Here is an 18,742-nt window from a genome sequence, read left to right as displayed (position 1 = left end):
CTTCAAATCCAGACAACCGCGCGGTGAATCCGTTGTTTCGCACTGGCACCCTCGTTGCTCTTCCGCGAGGCCGTGACAGAGCGAGCGACATCCCCCCACGAGCATTCTCCCCGGCGTGAAACATCTGGCTGGGATTCCAAGCCACCCGGCGAATTCTCGGTTTTTGCCGCACCGCTCCTGACGGATTCGACCTCCCTTCGCGCGCCGCTCCTCCCCGCCCGCCCTGGTGCTCCCATGTCCTCAACGTCTCCTCGCCGGGCCAGCAGTCGCGCCATCTTGCGTCTGCAGTGGCTGCTCCCCCTGTTGTGGATGGTGTCCTCGAGTCAGGGCGCGGCGGCCCCCATCCTGCGCCACACGGCGAACCAGCGCGGCGACCTCCTGATGGTGGGCAACACGCTCGCCCACGACTGCGCCTCCGGTGTGCCGGCGCCGCTGGTGGGGACGGTGGGGAGCTGCGGGTCGAACACCTCGGATGACGCGGTGGACGTCTACTGGACCCTCCAATCAGGCGTGGCAACCGCGAACACCTCCGTGAGCCCCACCAATGCCCGGAGCCGCGCCGCGCTCAGCATCCCCACCGGCGCCATCGTGACGTATGCGCGGCTGTACTGGGCCGCGCACCTGTCCACCACCACGTCGCAGCGAACCCCGGACACCACCGCGGAGTTCAGCCGCCCCGGGGTCTTCACGCAGCAGCTGACGGCGGACGTCGCGCACAGCTACGCCCCGAGCAATCGCTACATCTACGAGTCCTCCGCGGACGTCACCAGCCTGGTCGCCGCCCACGGCACGGGCGTCTACGAGGTGAGCGGCGTGGACGCCGTGCCGCTCGCCAACCTCAACAGCATGGACCCGTTCAGCGCGTGGGCGCTGGTGGTCTTCTACCGGCACCCCGACTCGCCCATTCGCAACCTGGCGCTCTTCGATGGCATCGATTACGTCAGCAGCGGCAACCCCCAGACGGTGACGCTGTCGGGCTTCACCGTCCCGACGTCCGGCTTCGATGCCAAGCTGGGCGTGCTGGCCTTCGAGGGTGACGCCACGCGCACGGGCGACCAGTTCCTCGTCAATGGCGTGAGCATCTCCGACGCCGCCAACCCCGCGAACAACTTCTTCAACGGCACGCGCTCCGTGCTCGGCACGCCCTCCACGCATGCCAATGACCTGCCCCGCCCGACGGGCGCGCAGGCGAGCATGTCGGGGGTGGACATGGACGTGGTGGACATCACCCACCGCGTGACAGGGGGCGCCACGTCCATGTCGCTCACCGCCACGTCCACAGGTGACTCGTACATCCTCGGCGCGTTCGCGACGTCCATCGCCACGCTCCGGCCGGACTTCACCAACACCTACAAGACCGCGACGGCGGTGAACCCGCGCGCGGATGGCTCGCTGCGCGGAGGCGACGTCATCGAATACAACATCGTCACCACCAACACGGGCGACGACGTCAGCATCGAGACCGTCTTCACGGACCCGCTGCCCGCCCAGCTCACCTTCCAGCCGGGCTCGCTGCGGATTGTCTCCGGCCCCAACGCGGGCGTGCTGACGGACGCCCCGGGCGACGACGTGGGTGAGGTCAGCGCGGCGGGCGTCATCACGGTCCGGCTCGGCACCGGCGCGACGGCCACGCTGGGGGGCACCCTGCAGCTTCAACAGAGCACCACCGTCCGCTTCCGCGCCGTGGTGAAGGCCTCTGCCTCCGGAGTCATCGCCAACCAGGCCACCCTCACCGCCGCGGGCGAGCGAGGCGCTCCCGCCAGCTCCGCCACCAGCTCCCCCTCGTCGAACACCACCGGTCCGACGACCATCACCGTGTCCGTCCCGGATGCGCCCGTGGTGACGGCCCCGGCGAATGGAAGCACCGTGGCGACGAGCACGCCCGTCTTCTCCGGTACGGCCGAGCCGGGCAGCACCGTCAGCGTGGAGGTCGACGGCGTCGTCGTCTGCACCGCCCCCGCCCATGCGAGCACGGGCGCCTGGTCCTGCACCAGCATCGCGCTCCCCGAGGGCGCCCACACCGCCACGGTGACGGCCAGCGACCCGGCAGGCAACGTCAGTCCGCCCACCCAGGTGGACTTCACCATCGACACCCTCGCCCCTGACACGAGCATCGTCACCGGGCCCACGGGCGCGGTGGCCTCCAACAGCGCGACCTTCACCTTCGCCTCCAACGAGAGCCCCATCACCTACGCGTGCAGCCTGGATGGCGCGGCCTTCGCGCCTTGTGCCTCGCCGGCGACCTTCGGTTCCCTGTCCCAGGGCAATCACACCCTGGCGGTGCGCGCCGTGGACGCGGTGGGCAACATGGACCCGACGCCGGCCACCCGCGCGTGGAGCGTGGACACCGTCGCGCCGGACACCACCATCGTCAGCGGCCCGTCCGGACTGACGAACTCCGCCAGCGCCACGTTCACCTTCGGCTCCAACGAGGCGTCGGTGACGTACCAGTGCGCGCTCGACGGCGCGACCTTCGCGTCCTGCCCGAGCCCCGCGACGTTCGCCGGCCTGTCACAAGGCAGCCACACCTTGCTGGTGCGTGCGGTGGACGGTGCGAGCAACGCGGACTCCTCACCCGCCAGCCGGACGTGGACCGTGGACACGGTGGCGCCGGACACCACCATCGTCAGCGGACCGTCCGGTGCAACGAACTCCGCCAGCGCCACCTTTGCATTCAGCTCCACCGAAGGCTCCGTTGCCTACGAGTGCAGCCTCGACGGGGCGACCTTCACCTCCTGCTCGACGCCCGCGACGTACAACACCCTCTCCCAGGGCAATCACACGCTGGCGGTTCGCGCTCGCGACACAGCGGGCAACGTGGACCCGACGCCGGCCACGCGCTCGTGGAGCGTGGACACGGTGGCGCCGGACACCCTCATCGTCACCGGTCCGTCGGGGACGACGAACTCCATCAGCGCGACGTTCACCTTCACGTCCAGCGAGACGCCGGTGACGTTCGAGTGCGCCCTCGATGGCGCGAGCTTCACCGACTGCTCGACGCCCGCGACCTACGACACCCTCTCCCAGGGCAGCCACACCCTGGCGGTGCGCGCCCGTGACGCCACGGGCAACCTCGACTCCACTCCCGCGACCCGGACCTGGACGGTGGACACGGTAGCTCCGGAGACGTCCTTCACCAGCACCCCGCCGTCCTCTTCCAATTCGGCGATGGCTTCCTTCGACTTCACCTCCAACGAGAGCAGCGTGGCGTTCGAGTGTCGGCTGGATGGTGAGGTGCTGTTCACTCCCTGCACCAACCCGCAGGCCTTCCCGGCACTGGCGCAAGGCAGTCACACGCTGCAGGTCCGCGCGGTGGACTCCGCGGGCAACGTGGACCCGACGCCCGCGACGTACACGTGGACCATCGACACGTCCGCGCCGGACACCACCCTCTCTGGCGGCCCCACGGGGACGACGGCGGCGACCAGTGCGACGTTCTCCCTCGCCTCCACCGAAAGCCCGGCGAGGTTCGAGTGCTCGCTCGATGGTGCGACCTTCGTCTCCTGCACGAGCCCCGTGACACACACGGACCTCGTGGATGGCGCTCACACCTTCGCGGTGCGCGCGGTGGATGCCGCCGGCAACATGGACCCGACGCCGGCCACCCGCACGTGGACGGTGGACACCACGCCCCCCGAGACATCCTTCACCAGCACCCCGGCGCCCGTGGCCAGCTCCGCGACGGCCACCTTCGGCTTCAGCTCCAATGAGGCGCAGGTGACCTATGAGTGCTCGCTCGACGGCGCGACCTTCGCCACCTGCGCCACCCCACAGCCCTTCCCCGGGCTCCAGGACGGCCCTCACACCCTGGCGGTCCGCGCCCGCGACGCCGTGGGCAACGTGGATGCGTCGCCCGCGACGTATGCGTGGAGCATCGACACGTCCGCTCCGGACACCACCATCGTCACCGGCCCGTCCGCGCTGACGAACAGCGCCGAAGCGACGTTCTCGTTCGATGCCTCGGAGTCAGGCGTGACGTACGAGTGCTCGCTCGACAGTGCGACCTTCGCCACCTGCGCGAACCCCGCGAGCTTCGGGTCCCTGACAGACGGAAGCCACACCCTGGCGGTCCGCGCTCGCGACGGCGCGGGCAACACGGACGCGACGCCCGCCACCCGGACCTGGACGGTGGACACCACGCCGCCCGACACCACCCTGACGAGCCAGCCAGCCTCCATCACCAACACCACCTCCGCCACGTTCGGCTTCGGAAGTGACACGGACCCGGTGACCTACGAATGCGCGCTGGACGGGCCGGCGTTCACCGCCTGCGCTCATCCCGAGACGTTCCAGGGACTGGCCCAGGGCAGCCACACGCTGGCCGTGCGCGCTCGTGATGCGGCCGGCAATGTGGACCCGACGCCCGCGACCTATGCGTGGACGGTGGACACCACCGCGCCGGATGCGCCCGCAATCGATGTGCCCGCCAATGGTGTCGTGGTGCCCACGCGGCAGCCCGCCATCTCCGGCACCGCACAGCCGGGAACCCTGGTGACGGTGACGGTGGATGGCTCCGTGCTGGGCACGGCTCCCGTGAACGCGCAGGGCGAATGGACCTTCACCCCGGCCACCCCGCTGGGCCAGGGACCGCACACCGCGACGGCCACGGCCACGGACGCCGCGGGCAACGAGAGCGATGCCAGCGCGCCCACGAGCTTCACCGTGGACACCGAGGCGCCGGAGGCCCCCGTCATCAACGCACCCGCCAGCGGCGCCACCATCGCCACCGCGACGCCCGTATTCGAAGGCACCGCCGAGCCCTTCGCCCAGGTCACGGTGGTGGTGGACGGCGACGTGGTGGGCACCGTGACGGCGGACATCGACGGCCACTGGAGCCTCCCCAGCCCGGACCCCCTGGCGGAAGGCCCTCACACCGTGGAGGCCACCGCGACAGACTCCGCGGGCAACACCAGCGAGGACACGTCACACGACTTCGCCATCGACCTGTCCGCGCCGGAGACCTTCATCGACTCCGGTCCGCTGGCCTTCACTCGCGAGACGTCCGCCGCTTTCGTGCTGCGCATGGAGAACGGCGGCATCCGCTTCGAGTGCGGCCTGGACGGCGCGGCCTTCACGGACTGCACCAGCCCGGTGGCGTTCAGCGGACTGGCGGAAGGAAGCCACACCCTGGCGGTGCGCGCGGTCAACGGCCTGGGGACCGCCGACGCTACGCCCGCGACCTACGCATGGACGGTGGACCAGACGGCGCCCGTGTCGCCCACCGTCGTCTCGCCCGCGAGCGGCACCGTGGTGGGCACCGCGACGCCGACCCTCGTGGGCACGGGTGAGCCCAACAGCCACGTCTACCTGGAGGTGGGGACCGCCACGTATGGCCCCATCCCCGTGAATGGAGCCGGCGACTGGACCTTCGCCCTTCCGGTGGAGCAGCCCGAAGGCCCCGTCACCGTCTCCGCCACCGGCGTGGACGCCGCGGGCAACAGCTCCGGTGCGACGTCCCATGGGTTCTTCATCGACCTGACGGGGCCCGAGACGTTCATCGACTCCGGTCCAGCGCGGCTCACGCGCGAGACGTCGGCCTCATTCGAGCTGCGCTCCGAGGGTGGCGCGGTGGGCTATCAGTGCAGCCTGGACGGTGCCGCCTTCGCGACGTGTGACTCTCCGCTGGAGCAGACCGGCCTCGTGGATGGCGACCACTTGGTGCTCGTGCGCGCCGTGGACGCCGTGGGCAACGTGGACCCGACGCCGGCCGAGTACGCCTGGCGAGTGGACACGACGGAGCCGGACACCCTCGTCACCTCGGGCCCCGCGCTCCTCACCGACGAGTCCTCGGCGACGTTCGAGTTCGCCTCCAGCGAGCCCGACTCCACTTTCGATTGCAGCGTGGACGGCGCGACCTATGCGGCGTGCACCAGCCCGGTCACCTTCGAGGGCTTCACGGAAGGCGAGCACACGCTGGCGGTCCGCGCAGTGGACGCGGCGGGAAATGTCGACGGCTCGCCCGCCTCGCACACGTGGACGGTGGACCTGACGCCTCCGAATGCCCCGGTCATCACCGCGCCTGCCCCGAGCGCCGTTCTCGCGGATGGCACCGTGACGCTCACCGGCTCAGCCGTCGGCGCGGAGACGGTGCTCGTGACGGTGGGAAGCACGACCCACGGCCCCATCCCCGTGGACGCAAGTGGCCACTGGACCTTCACGCTCCCCTTCACGCTGGCGGATGACACGTACACCGCCGTCGTCACGGCGACGGATGCCGCGGGCAACACCAGCGCCGCGACGAGCGTCACCTTCACGGTGGACACCACGGCGCCGGACACCGCCATCGACAGCGGCCCGGAGGCCCTGACGAACGAAGTGCTCGCTGCCTTCGTCTTCTCGTCGAACGAGGCCTCGGTGACCTATGAGTGCAGCCTGGACAGCGCGGCCTTCGCGCCGTGCACTGTCCAGAATGAGGCCGGCCCCCTCGCGGACGGCGCGCACACGCTGGCGGTCCGCGCGGTGGATGCGGCGGGCAATCGGGACGCTTCGCCGGCCACACACACGTGGACGGTGGACACCGAGGCTCCTGCGGTCGCCATCACCTTCCCTGCCCAGGGCGCGGTGCTGGACACCGCGGCGGTGACGTACTCCGGCACGGCGGAGGCAGGCAGCACGGTGACGGTAGTGGCGGACGGCATCACCCTCGACTCCTTCGTCGTGGGCAGCTCGGGAGTGTGGACGCTCCCGGGTGGCTCGCCGCTCGCCGACGGCACGCACACGGTCTCCGTCACGGCGACGGACGCCGCGGGCAACACCAGCACCGTGGTGACGCACACGTTCAACGTGGACGCGCAGCCGCCAGAGACAAGCTTCACCCAGACGCCTCCCGCGCTGACACGCCAGGAAGCGGCCACGTTCGGATTCGGCTCGGATGAGCCCGCGGTGACGTACGAGTGCAGCCTGGACGGCGCGACCTTCGCGGCCTGCACGAACCCGGTGGAACTGCTCGGCCTGACCGACGGCGAGCACACGCTGAAGGTCCGGGCCCGGGACGATGATGACAACGTGGACCCGACGCCGGCGTCCTTCACGTGGACGGTGGACACCCTGGCGCCAGACACCTTCATCGCGAGCGGCCCTCCACTCACGGAGGCCCCTGCCCTGGCGGTGTTCGACCTCGACTCCAACGAGGCGGCCGTCACCTACGAGTGTGGCCTGGACGGAGCGGCCTACTTGCCATGCACGGACCCGGTCCGCTTCACCGACCTGGCGCTGGGGGCGCACACGCTGAACGTGCGCGCCGTGGACGCGGCGGGCAACGTGGACGACACGCCGGCCACCTACGCATGGGTGGTCACCGCCGACTCGGATGGCGACGGACTGACGGACGCGGAGGAGCTCGTGCTGGGCACCGACCCGAACGACGCGGACACGGACAGCGACGGCCTGCCAGACGGCATCGAGGTGAAGGTCGCTGGGACGGACCCGCTCGACGACGACACGGATGATGACGGCCTGCTGGATGGCAACGAGGACGCCAACCGCGACGGCGTCGTCGACGCGGGCGAGACGGACCCGAAGAAGACGGACACCGACGGCGACCTGCTCGCGGACGGCCTGGAGCTGGGCCTCACCGAGCCCCAGGGCACTGGCACCGACCTGACGCGCTTCACGCCGGACGCGGACCCGACGACGGTGACGGACCCGCTCAACCCCGACACGGATGGCGGCAGCGTGCGCGATGGCTTCGAGGACGCCAACCACAACGGCCGGGTCGACTCGCGCGAGACGAATCCCCTGCGGCCCGAGGACGACCTCGACTCCGACCTTGACGGCATCGACGACGCGACGGAAATCGCGCGGAGCCTGGACCCTCGCAACGCGGACACCGACTCCGACGGCGTGCCGGATGGCCTGGATGGACTCGCCGACACGGATGGTGATGGCGTCATCGACGCGCTGGACCCGGACAGCGACAACGACGGGCTCATGGACGGCACGGAGATGGGCGTGACGCTGGAGAGCGCGCCGGCGGACACGGACCGTGACTCACCCCACTTCCGTCCCGACACGGACCCGAGCACCATCACCGACCCGAAGACCCCGGACACGGACGGTGACGGGTTGAGTGACGGCGAAGAGGATGCCGACCACAACGGCCGCGTCGATGCCACGGAGACGGACCCGAACATCCCCGACACGGATGGGGACGGCCTGAGCGACGGCGTGGAGGTGAAGGGCAGCAACCCCACCGACCCGCTCAACGCCGACACGGATGGCGACGGATTGGTGGACGGCGTGGAGGATGCCAACCACGACGGCGTCTTCGGCAACGGCGAGACGGACCCGAACAACGCGGACACCGACCTTGGTGGGGCCAGCGACGGCGAGGAAGTCTCCGGCGGCTCGAACCCACTGGACGGCAACGATGACTTCCTCATCGCGGGCCGTGGCTGCAGCACGGGCGGCACGGGCACCTTCGCTCCGCTGGCGCTGCTGCTCCTCGCGCTGCCGTTGCTGAGCCGGCTTCACCGCGCCGGCGGGCGGCGCACCCAGGACGCCCAGGCCCGCTGAGCATCACCCTGGCGCTGACGGATGACCTGCTCGACACGTATCGAGCAGGTCATCCGCGGAGGCGCGGCCGCTCATCCCCACTCGGGCGAGCGGGTGTGCCCGCCTTGCGCGCGCGGCTGGTCGTGGGTGGCACCGGCTCGTCGAGGGCGCGGAGTTCGTCAGCATGGAGACGGCCCCAGTCACAGAGCGCCCCCACTATCGGCCGCAGGCTGAGCCCGAGCGCGGTGGCCGAATAGACGACACGCGGTGGCACCTCGGCGAACACCTCGCGGCGAACGACCCCGTGCGCCTCCATCTCCCGGAGCTGCTGCACCAGGACCTTCTGACTCACGCCAGGAATCACGCGCCGGAGCTCGGAGAGCCGCTGGGGTCCCTCGAAGAGGAAGTACAGGACGAAGACCTTCCAGCGGCCCCCAATCACCTTCAGCGCGCGCTCCGCGGGCACGAGCGGGAGCTCCTTCATGATGGGCATGGTTACCTCTGGGTTCCTATGGAACGAAGACGTCCGTAGAGGGTGAAAAGGTCTGTAGTCGCCAGGAGGGAGCGTATGGACAATCCGTGCCAGAAATCACGCGACTCCTGAAAGGAATCTCCATGTCCGTTGGCACGAAGCGCTCCACCGCTCCCATTGCCCTCATCACCGGAGGAAGCCGAGGCCTCGGCCGAAGCACGGCGCTGGCCCTCGCGGACCGGGGAATGGATGTCATCGTCACCTACCGGACAGGCCACGACGAGGCGAACGACGTCGTCACCGCCATCCGCGCCAAGGGACGCAACGCCGTCGCGCTTCATCTCGACGTCGGCAAGACGGGGACCTTCGAGGCGTTCACCGCCGAAGTCCGCGAGGCGCTGAAGCAGACATGGTCTCGCGAGCGCTTCGACGCCCTCGTCAACAACGCCGGCATCGGCGGCTACTCGCCGTTCATCGAGACGTCCGAGGCCACCTTCGACGAGCTCGTCGCGGTGCACTTCAAGGGGCCGTTCTTCCTGACGCAGAAGCTGCTGCCGCTGATCTCCGACGGCGGGCGCATCGTCAACATGTCGACGGGACTCGCGCGCTACGTGTACCCCGGCTTCTCGACCTACGCCGCGGTCAAGGGGGCCATCGAGGTGCTCACCCGAGCGCTCGCGGTGGAGCTGGGCGCGCGCCGCATCACGGTGAACGTCGTGGCGCCTGGCGGAATCGCCACGGACTTCGGAGGTGGCGTCATGCGCGACCCCGAACTCCAGAAGACGGTCGCGGCCGAGACTCCACTCGGGCGCGTCGGCGAACCCGAAGACATCGCGGGCGTCATCGCGATGCTGCTCGCACCCGAAACCGGGTGGATGACCGGCCAGCGCGTCGAGGTCACCGGCGGATATCGGCTCTAGTCCGCGAACCGGCCTCCGCCTCCATAAGCACACGGAAACACGGAGGGGCGCGCGTGAAGCTGAAGGGTGAGTCACGATTCACTTGCCCCTCACCTTTCCGTCCGTCTATCGCGTCCAGGAACGCGGCAGTGGACGGGGAGGCGGGACACGGCCTTGAATCAGCGCATGACGCGGAGATTCGGGGAGCGGCTGGTGCTGGAAGGCGTGCTGACGCCGGAGCTGCTGTCCCGGGCGCTCGCCCATCAGCAGGAGACGGGTCAGAAGCTGGGTGAGTGCCTGGTCCGGCTGGGCGTGGACGAAACGCCGGTGCTGCGACTGCTGGCACGGGAGCTCCAGACACGCTTCGTCTCCACGGAGAAGCTGGCCCAGGCGAAGCTCGGCCCCGCGCTGCTGGAGCGGGTTCCAGTGCGACTGGCGGAGGGCTTCGACTTCATGCCGCTGCGGCTGGACCCGGGGGTGCTCTGCGTGGCGATCGCGGAGCCCCAGCGGCAGCGCGCGCTGGACGAGATTGCTCGCACGGTGGGCGTCACCCAGGTGCTGCCCTTCGTCGCGATTCGCAGGTCCATCCGCGCGGCCATCCGCAAGCACTACTACGCGGTCGCGGACGCCTTCGAGCACCCGCCGGAAGATGACGCCTGTCCCCATTGCGGCGCGCCGACGCTCCCCAAGGACTTCCAGTGTCCGCGCTGCGAGCTGCTGCTGGTGCGCCACGTCGAGGACCTGCCTCCTCGCGACAACGTGTCGCTGGTGCGAGCCCTGCTGACACAGCCCGAGCGGAGCGGAACCGCCGGGACGCCCCAGGCCCCCCAGGCGGAGGCCACGCGCACCTCGTCGTTCGATGCACCCACGGGAGGAGCCAATGCACGGCCGTTCATCGTGGGAGGGCTGAAGGTCGCGAACCTGAGGCTCAGTCCCTTCGAGGCGTACGTGCTGTCGCTGGTGGACGGCCACACCTCCCTGGCGGACCTGTCGCTCATCACCCAGCTCGCGGAGGTGGAGCTGCGCGCGCTCTTCGCGTCACTGGAGGAACGCGGAGTCACCCGGCTCTACGAGATACCGCCCCCGACGTCGCGAGCAACCTCCGCCCGGGAGACCCCGTCGGAGGCAGTGGCCGCACCACCTCCGCCGCCAGTGACTCGAGAGCCAGCGCCTCGCGCGGAGGACGCGAACGAGGATGTGCTCCAGCGCGTCATCCGGATGGAACAGGAAGGCCGGTGGGCCGAGGCCGTCGAGCTGCTGGAGCGGGGCATCGGACTGCTGCCATCACCCGCGCCGCTCTACAACCGGCTGGGGATGATCGTCCTGAACCACCACCGCGACTACGAGCGCGCCACAGCCCTGTTCCAGAAGGCATCGGACCTGGCGCCGGAGAACAATCTCTACACGATGAACCTGTACTCGGTGATGTGCCTTCTGGCCGATGCCACCAACGCCGGCCAGAAGAAGGCGCGACGCTGAGGGACCTGGAGCGAACGAGTTCAGCGGGTCGGGAGTACTGCCGGGCCACCAGCGCTGTGTGGGTGGGGTGGCAACCTGGTACCCGCCGAGCCTGATAGTGGGAATCGGATAGGGATTGAACACACCATTCGAGGATGGCTCGGGTAGGGCGCAACCCGACATGTCACAGAAATGTTCGGATAACATTCAAATCGGGCGTGTTATCTTCCACGGCCATGCACATCCCACTCCGACTGTCATCCCTCCTCCTCGCCGCATCTCTCGCTGCTGGCTGTCTGGGCCCCGAGACGGACACTGAGAACCTCGAGAGCCTCGAGCAACAGGCCACGGATCCCACGTTCCGCGTCTACAACGTCGTCGAGGCCATGCGTCCGGCCGGCAACTACGACGGCGTCGCCGGCAACGAGTGCATCGCGCTCCTGAACCCCGAGCACCGCCTCCGCAAGATCATCCTCGTCGTACCCGCCGGCGCCGGCGGCTCCTGCGCGCTCAGCGCATACACCGCGGGTACGGCCCTCAGCTTCACCTGGGGTGATACGTCCGTCTACCAGGGCTCGGCCGGCATCGCCGCCATCCGCGCCGCGCTCTCCGACACGAATGGCGCCGTGCACCGTCTCACGGGCACGCTCACCTCCGAGGCCGCGACCCTCGCCAACCTGCAGACCTTCCTCACGCTGAGCGACACCCAGCAGGCCACCCAGCTCGGCACCGCCACCTCCGTGGACGTCCACTCCCTCTATGACTTCGAGGGCCAGGAAGAGGTCTACGCCGAGGCCGCCTACCAGTCCGTCCGCGTCACCCAGCCCTGCGAGAACCCCGGCTCACCCCAGCTCGTGGCCCTCGTCAAGAACGGCTTCGTCTACGGCTACTCCGCCAGCAACACGGGGAGCTGCCACAGCGGCTGGTTCACCCGGTGGCGCAAGTACAACCGCGCCTGGCACCTCGTGGCCCAGTACGACTACTCCGAGTAGCTCGCCGCACCCCTGTTCAGGGCGCTGAAAAGAAGGCCCTGCCCACCGGCAGGGCCTTTTTTGTTCCCCCAAGGCCCTGTTCCCCTCCAACCCCCTGAATTCAAAGAGACTTTCTTCGCCGCGCCGAAGAGGTGCGCCGCATCGGCCGAGCCGGCCGGCAGGGGTGGAATCTTACAATTTGGTAAACAACCCAAGAATCTGGGAAGTGCGCCGCAACTCAGGCCGGGAACTCCCGAGAATTGTCGCAAGGAGCCACCATGTCCAACTACCGCATCCGTCCTGGCGACACCCTCTCTGGCCTGGCGGCCCGCTTCGGCACCACTGTCGAGAAGCTGGCCCGTGACAACAACATCTCGAACCCCGACCTCATCTACTCGGGCAACAACCTGAGCATCGGGCACTCCACGCGCGACACGTTCGACGCGGGCGGCAACAACCAGGGCGTCCGCGGTGGGAATGACGTGGGCGGTCCCACGGGAGTGGGCCCCAGCAACGCGTCGAACAAGATGCAGCGTCTGGCGGAGGCGGCCCGCGCGGCGGCGATGGGCATGGGCGGCTACAACAGCCAGGGCCTCTGCGCCACGGGCGTGAGCCGGGCCATCAGCAACGCCCTGGGCATTGGCGTGTCGGGCAACGGCAACCAGATTGATAACAACCTGCCGCGCGACAAGTTCAAGCAGGTCGACATGACGTTGGAGGAGGCGCTGAAGATTCCCGGCCTCGTCCTCACCTGGGAGAGCACCTCCTCGAACCTGGGCCGCATCTACGGCCACACTGCGGTCACCCTCGGCGACGGCCACTCCTCCGCGAGCGACTTCATCGAGCGCAACACGACCAACGGCGGTCGCACGGGCTTCAAGGTCTTCATGCCCATCGAGTAGCACCCGTCGCATCGTGGCGTTCCCCGAAGCCCCAGGCCCCGAGATGGGCCGGGGGCTTCGTCGTTTCTGGGGGCCCTACTCGTCCGCCACGCGCGCGACGGTGGCGAGCCACGCCCGCGCCCCCTCGGGGTCCGTCTGCTCGTAGTGCGCCTCCCGGAGGGCCTTCACGCGCCAGCCTTCGCCGAAGGCCGCACGCAGGGCATCCGGGGGCACCGCGCGCGGACCGTCGCGGAAATAGAGCGCGTGGTAGTGCCCGCCCGGACGCAGCACGCTCGCGAGGCTGGCGGCGAACGCCGGCCGGTCCCCGGGTTCAAAGACGTGGAGCAGCGCCGAGTCGATGAGCGTGTCGAAGCGCCGGCCCAGCGAGGCCAGCTCCATCGCGTTGCCCACATGAAACGCCACCTCGAGCCCTCGGGCCCGGGCCGCCTCGCGAGCCCGGAGGATGGCGGGCTCCATCAGGTCCACTCCGCACACCCGCAGGCCCTGGGCCGCCAGGAAGAGGGCGTTCTCCGCGAAGCCGCAGCCGACCTCGAGCACCTCACCGGAAATTCCTCCGGCCTCCCACAACTCGATGAAGGCCCGCTGGGGGCGGCCGATGTCCCAGGGCGCGCCCAGCGCGTAGGCCGCGCGGAAGAACTCACGCCGGACCGCGCCCCCCTCAGGCTCCCGCGACATGTCGCACCTCGCCCTCCTGCCCACCGCGAGCGCGGGGCCTGGGAATCAGCCGGACACCGAGCGGCTGGAGCGCGAGCGCGGGCCGGGGTCGCACCACGCAGCCCGGAGCCAGCTCCAGCCGGAAGCGCCGCGCCACACAGGCGGTGATGAGCACCGTCTCCATCATGGCCAGCGCCGAGCCGATGCAGAACCGGGGCCCGCCCCCGAAGGGGAAATAGACATACCGGTGCATGCGCTGGGCGTCCTCGGAGAGCCAGCGCTCCGGACGGAAGGACTCGGGTGCGTCGAAGTAGCGCGCGTCGCGATGGGTCACCCACTGGCTCACCGCGAGCATCGTCCCCGACGGGACGTGGAACCCACCCAGCTCGCAGTCGCGCACCGCCTCCCGGCTCGTAATCCATGCCGGGGAGTACAGGCGCATGGCCTCCTTCACCACGGCCTCCGTGTAGCGCAGCCTCGGAAGGTCCTCCGCGCCAGGAAGCCGGTCCCCGAGCACCGTGTCCAGCTCGCTCCCCAGCCGCGCCTCGGCGTCGGGGTGCTGGGCCAGCAGGTACCAGGCCCAGACGAGGGCGTCCGCCGTCGTCTCGTGCCCGGACATGATCATCGTCGCCAGTTCGTCCCGCAGCTGCCCCTCCGACAGGGGCACCGGGGACGACAGCAGCAGGGCGAGCAGGTCCGTGCGCTCCGCGGGCTGCTCCCGGTAGCGACGCACCAGCGTCTCCAGCAGCACGTTGAGCCGCCCCAGCGCGCGGCGCAGCCGGAGGTTCGTCGGCGTGGGCACCCAGATGGGCGGGCGCAGCGGGCTGTCGGTGTGCCGCATGACGGCGTCCACGGCGGCGGCCACGTGCCTCGCCTCATCGTCGATGGGCGTGTGGAAGAGGAAGCGGCTGACGATGTCGAGCGCCAGCGCGGACACGTCCGAGTGCACGTCGCGCGCTTCCCCGGGACGCCACGTCCGCAGTCGCTGCTCGGTGAGGGACACCACCGTGTCGCCACACGCGGCCACGTGCTTGCGATGGAACGCGGGCTGGACGAGTCGCCGCTTTCGCAGCCAGTCCTCCCCTTCGCTGTTCATCATCGCCTCGGGAAAGCCGCCCTTGTGTCGCCTTCCCTGGCCCACGCCCGCGAGCTTCACGAAGTTGCCGTCTCCATTCACCAGGACCCGCTCGATGAGGTCGGGATGGTTGAGGAGGTAGTTGCGCTTTCCCAGCCGCACCACGTCGCCGTACTCCCTGGCGCAGCGGGTGAGGAACCCCAGCGGGTCCTCGGAGAACTCCACCAGGTTGCCTGCGATGAAGTGACCCCTGGGCCCTGGGGGGAGGCGCACTTGCGGCATGGAATTCCTGGGAGCATTCAAAGACAGCCGTCGCGTGGGAGGAGCAGGACCTGCACTCCACCCACGACTGCGAGGTCATCCGACCCAACCGTCAGGGCGCATTGCCTGACGACTGTTGACTAGTAATAGATGTAGGGAGCGGAGAGCTTGTCCGCGCGAGCAATCCGCATCAGCACAGCCAAAGAGTAGAGGGCCTTCTTCATGGCGAACTCCCGGTTTGAGGTGGTTGCGTGTTGCTGTTGGCTGCCCAAAGGGTCAGCGCGGCAAAATGTGGCATGCCCAGGATGTCTGGGCAAGCCCGTCTGATTGGTTATAGAGGAGGCACTGTTTTTCATTGTCACCAGAGCGGAGGCTGTGCGGGCAAACCCTGCTCAGTCACACCCGGGTGACATCCGTGCGCCCTACCCCTCGGACCAACCCTCCACCTCGCTCGCCGTCGCGCGCGCGAGCTTCGCGGCGGCCACCGGATCCAGTCGCGCGGTGACGAGCACCCCAATGACAGACCCCACCAGCAGCTCCACGCGACGCGCCACCGTCTTCCGGGGAATGGCGCCTGCTCGCGCCGCGGCCTCCAGCGCCCGCGTCAGGTGTCCGTGCAAGAGGGCCCGGTAGTCCTCCACCGCGCGGTGGGCCTCGGCGTCATGCGGGGCCAGCTCGGTCGCCGTGTTGACGAGCAGGCACCCCCGGCGCGTCAGGGCCTGGGGCGCGGTGCCCATCGTCGTCGCGAGCGACTCGAAGTACGTCACCACCTGCGTCAGGCCCGGCGGGCTCGCGGCGAAGACAACCAGCCGGGGCGTGATGACCTCCTGGAGGTACAGCGTCACGGCCCGCGAGAACAGCGCCCGCTTGCTCTCGAACGCCTGGTACAGACTGGAGCGGTTCAGCCCCGTGGCGGTCTCCAGGTCCGAAAGCGACGTGGCCTCGTAGCCCCGAGACCAGAACACCCCCAGCGCCTTGCGCACCGCCTCCGTCTCGTCGAACGCACGCGTACGCGCCACGTCACCCTCCTTGACAATTCTGGACCGAACGTTTCAATATGGATTCGGAACTGATTGGTCCAGAATACCGGAATCCCGGAGGGGAGTCATCATGTCGTTACTGGCGCAGGTCTTCGCGGTCATCGCGGCGCTCATCCATGTGCTGTTCTTCGTCATGGAGAGCATCGTCTTCTCGCGGCCGGAGGTGTGGCAGCGCTTCGGGCTGAAGTCGCAGGCGGAGGCGGACGTGCTGAAGCCGATGGCGCTGAACCAGGGCTTCTACAACCTGTTCCTCGCGCTGGGCGTGCTCGTGGGCGTGGCGCTGGTGCGCACCGGCGCGGTCACCTCCGGTGTGGCGGCCGTCATGTTCGGTTGCGCGTGCATGGCGCTGGCGGCGCTGGTGCTCGTCTCGAGCAACCGCCACTTCCTCCTGGCCAGCGTCGTCCAGGGCGCGCTGCCGCTGCTGGCCATCGTGCTCGTGGCGGTGCACGCGCGCGGGTGAGGCCACGGCACCTGGGCATCGCTGGCGGCGTGAGCTGAACGGCGAAGGCCCAGGAGTCCTCGCGAGGACTCCCGGGCCCGTGGCGCCAATGGACGTGGGGCTACTGCACCGGGCTGACGTCCACGTCGACGACGCGTGACTCCTCGGTGTGGGTCGTCCCGGTGAGGGCCTCCATCGCGGCGCCCACCTGGAGCGTCAGCGCCCACTCGCCCGTGCTGAGCTGGGTGGGCACGTACTTCCAGAAGAGCCGCACGGGGCCCGCGGTCTCACCCTCGGCCAGCAGCGCCTCGCGGGCCCGCTGCTCGATGTCCGCGGTGCTCAGCCGCGTGCGCAGCAGGTGGCCCACCCGGGCCAGGGGCGGCCAGGAGATGAGCGCGCGCTGGAAGGTGCCATCCACGCCGTGGGACACCACCGCGCGGTGGCCCTCCACGCGGATGCCGTTGATGGCGCGCATCACGAAGGTCTTGTAGCGGTGGAGCTCCGGCACCGCGGCGACGCCGTCCTCCTCCGTCTCCAGGAAGGACTTCACCTGGTACACCGCCCCCATCTCCGACGCGGGGATTCCCCAGCGCTGCAGCCGGGCAACGGCGGTGCGCTGCATCACCGCGGGCTCCTGGGGCACCGCGGGGCCGCTGCCGAGCCTGTTCAGCACCAGGACCTGCCCCTCGGAGGGGTCGTTCTCCAGCGTCCAGGTGCGCGACTCGAGGTCCCGGCGCGACCCGAGCGTCCCCGTCGTGGTGAAGGCCTCGGTCGAGCCCACCAGGGCGCCCTGCAGCACCGCGTCGTTGAACGCGGTGCGAGGAAGCAGGTCGGTGGGAATGCCTCCGGTGGGCGGCGTGGCGATCCGGGTGGAGTCGAAGACGAAGCCGACGGTCGTCGCGGACGCGACCTGCGTCTGGGGGTCCACGGGCTCGACGACGGTGGCGGCGCTGTCACAACCCAGCGCGGCGGCGAGCGGAAGGGCGGTCAAGAAGCGGATGAATGGGGTCTTCATGGCGTTTCGTTCTTTCTGAACAGGGTCGAAGGAGGCGGCGTTCATTCCGGAAGCTTCTGGCCGCTGGAGGGGTCACAACCGCCCACGTAGAAGATGGAGGAGGCGACCTTGCCGCCGGTGTTGTGACGGTCCTTCCATCCACCGGACTCGAACATCGCGACCCGCTTCGCCTTCGTGTCGCCGAAGACGATGGACACCGGGCAGTCGTCGTTGTTCTTGCCCCAGTCCCTGTCGTACGCCTCGTCAATCCAGTTCTCGCCCACGCCAGACGTCTTCGAGTCGGCCACGTAGCGCTTCACGTAGCGCTTCACGTGGTTGCCGCACGACGAGTCGCCGTGAAACGCGTTCCACATGGTGAACCCGCTGGTGTTCGTCACGAGCGCGGTGCGGTATCCCCCCTGCTTCCAGACCTGGTAGTCACCGGACTGGCAGGCCTTGACGACGGCGATGTTCAGCTTCCCGTTGCCCAGGCTCATGTGGGTATCCGTGACGGCCGAGCACGCGTCCAGGTTGCTCCCCATCACCAGCCAACTGCGGAGGTTCGCCTCGCTGTGGCCGCCGTGCGTGTGGACGAAGAGGATATCCGCGTCGTCCACGCCCGCGTTGGCCTGGGTGTCCTTCGCGTTCGCCGCGCTCCCCTTCGACGCATCCGTCCAGAGGTCCGTGCGCGCGCTGGTGTTGTTGAGCGTGCGGACGTCCGTCCACTGCCCGGCGTTCACCAGGGAGTTGAAGTAGCCGGCGAACTCCCCCGCCGTCTTGGTGTGGACGGAGTGCGAGTCGGCGTCGCACTGCCCGCTCGCCGCGCCGTTGAAGTTCGCGATGCCGTAGACATGGGTCTCGTTCGCCAGCACCGCCGCGGGCAGGAGCAGCGCCCCCGCGAGGGTCGCGCCCGTCCACTGCCTGGTTTGCTTCCTGAGCTTCATGGTCCTGCTCCCCCCCGTGTGGGGTATCGATGGTTGGCCTGTCACGACGGGAGAAGCGCACGCGGTCCGCCGTGCGTTCTCCGGCCTTGGCTCCTCAACGAAGGTCGCGGAGATTTCCCCTCACCCATTCGTGCGCGATT

13 protein-coding genes are annotated in these 18,742 nt (G+C 69.2%); 6 read left to right on the top strand and 7 right to left on the bottom strand.

The genetic code is table 11. From position 1 onward, the window contains the following. Nucleotides 1–234: 234 nt before the first annotated feature. On the top strand, nucleotides 235–8,514 hold the full coding sequence (locus tag HUA75_RS07810; RefSeq protein ID WP_254627454.1) for an Ig-like domain-containing protein: 8,280 nt from the start codon (nucleotides 235–237) through the stop codon (nucleotides 8,512–8,514). Nucleotides 8,515–8,563: 49 nt separating this feature from the next. Here HUA75_RS07810 and HUA75_RS07805 read toward each other — a convergent pair whose 3' ends face one another. Then, entirely contained in the window at nucleotides 8,564–8,986 is a 423-nt protein-coding gene (locus HUA75_RS07805) for a helix-turn-helix domain-containing protein (RefSeq protein WP_174485988.1), read from the bottom strand. A gap of 122 nt (nucleotides 8,987–9,108) precedes the next feature. Between HUA75_RS07805 and HUA75_RS07800 the strand changes: the two genes are divergently transcribed. The 4 genes from HUA75_RS07800 to HUA75_RS07785 all read left to right on the top strand — a co-directional run bounded on the left by HUA75_RS07800 (nucleotide 9,109) and on the right by HUA75_RS07785 (nucleotide 13,195). Next, complete coding sequence (locus tag HUA75_RS07800; protein WP_174485987.1) at nucleotides 9,109–9,885, top strand: SDR family NAD(P)-dependent oxidoreductase; 777 nt, start codon at nucleotides 9,109–9,111, stop codon at nucleotides 9,883–9,885. Nucleotides 9,886–10,050: 165 nt separating this feature from the next. Next, nucleotides 10,051–11,343, top strand: a complete 1,293-nt coding sequence (locus HUA75_RS07795; protein WP_174485986.1) for a general secretion pathway protein GspE — start codon at nucleotides 10,051–10,053, stop codon at nucleotides 11,341–11,343. 215 nt (nucleotides 11,344–11,558) lie between these two features. Then, entirely contained in the window at nucleotides 11,559–12,314 is a 756-nt protein-coding gene (locus tag HUA75_RS07790) for a hypothetical protein (RefSeq protein WP_174455796.1), read from the top strand. Nucleotides 12,315–12,571: 257 nt separating this feature from the next. Then, nucleotides 12,572–13,195: a LysM domain-containing protein gene (locus HUA75_RS07785; protein WP_174455797.1), complete on the top strand. Its 624-nt coding sequence runs from the start codon at nucleotides 12,572–12,574 to the stop codon at nucleotides 13,193–13,195. A 75-nt stretch (nucleotides 13,196–13,270) separates the two neighbouring features. Here HUA75_RS07785 and HUA75_RS07780 read toward each other — a convergent pair whose 3' ends face one another. The 4 genes from HUA75_RS07780 to HUA75_RS07770 form a co-directional block, all read right to left on the bottom strand. Continuing rightward, the gene (locus HUA75_RS07780; protein WP_174485985.1) at nucleotides 13,271–13,870 is read right to left on the bottom strand and encodes a class I SAM-dependent methyltransferase; all 600 of its coding nucleotides are present in this window, start codon (nucleotides 13,868–13,870) and stop codon (nucleotides 13,271–13,273) included. After that, the gene (locus tag HUA75_RS07775; protein ID WP_141643709.1) at nucleotides 13,854–15,206 is read right to left on the bottom strand and encodes a cytochrome P450; all 1,353 of its coding nucleotides are present in this window, start codon (nucleotides 15,204–15,206) and stop codon (nucleotides 13,854–13,856) included. The genes HUA75_RS07780 and HUA75_RS07775 overlap by 17 nt, the downstream gene beginning before the upstream one ends. A gap of 119 nt (nucleotides 15,207–15,325) precedes the next feature. Continuing rightward, a complete protein-coding gene (locus HUA75_RS47865; protein WP_371745755.1) occupies nucleotides 15,326–15,409 on the bottom strand; it encodes a cittilin family RiPP precursor in 84 nt (27 codons plus the stop codon). Nucleotides 15,410–15,607: 198 nt separating this feature from the next. After that, nucleotides 15,608–16,204 (bottom strand): TetR/AcrR family transcriptional regulator, encoded by a 597-nt coding sequence (locus HUA75_RS07770; RefSeq protein ID WP_174485984.1) that lies wholly within the window; start codon nucleotides 16,202–16,204, stop codon nucleotides 15,608–15,610. 91 nt (nucleotides 16,205–16,295) lie between these two features. On the opposite strand from HUA75_RS07770, the gene HUA75_RS07765 reads away from it, so the two are divergent. Beyond that, nucleotides 16,296–16,685 carry a DUF1304 domain-containing protein gene (locus tag HUA75_RS07765; RefSeq protein ID WP_174478389.1) on the top strand — a complete coding sequence of 130 codons (390 nt, stop codon included), beginning with the start codon at nucleotides 16,296–16,298 and terminating at the stop codon, nucleotides 16,683–16,685. Between the two features lie 100 nt (nucleotides 16,686–16,785). On the opposite strand, the gene HUA75_RS07760 is transcribed toward HUA75_RS07765, so the two are convergent. Beyond that, nucleotides 16,786–17,679 (bottom strand): hypothetical protein, encoded by an 894-nt coding sequence (locus tag HUA75_RS07760; protein ID WP_174485983.1) that lies wholly within the window; start codon nucleotides 17,677–17,679, stop codon nucleotides 16,786–16,788. A 41-nt stretch (nucleotides 17,680–17,720) separates the two neighbouring features. Further along, the gene (locus HUA75_RS07755; protein ID WP_141643713.1) at nucleotides 17,721–18,602 is read right to left on the bottom strand and encodes a hypothetical protein; all 882 of its coding nucleotides are present in this window, start codon (nucleotides 18,600–18,602) and stop codon (nucleotides 17,721–17,723) included. Nucleotides 18,603–18,742 lie beyond the last annotated feature (140 nt).

The organism is Myxococcus sp. CA040A (assembly GCF_013336725.1).
Taxonomy (GTDB): Bacteria; Myxococcota; Myxococcia; order Myxococcales; family Myxococcaceae; genus Myxococcus; species Myxococcus llanfairpwllgwyngyllgogerychwyrndrobwllllantysiliogogogochensis.
This window is presented reverse-complemented; position numbering and strand designations above follow the sequence as displayed.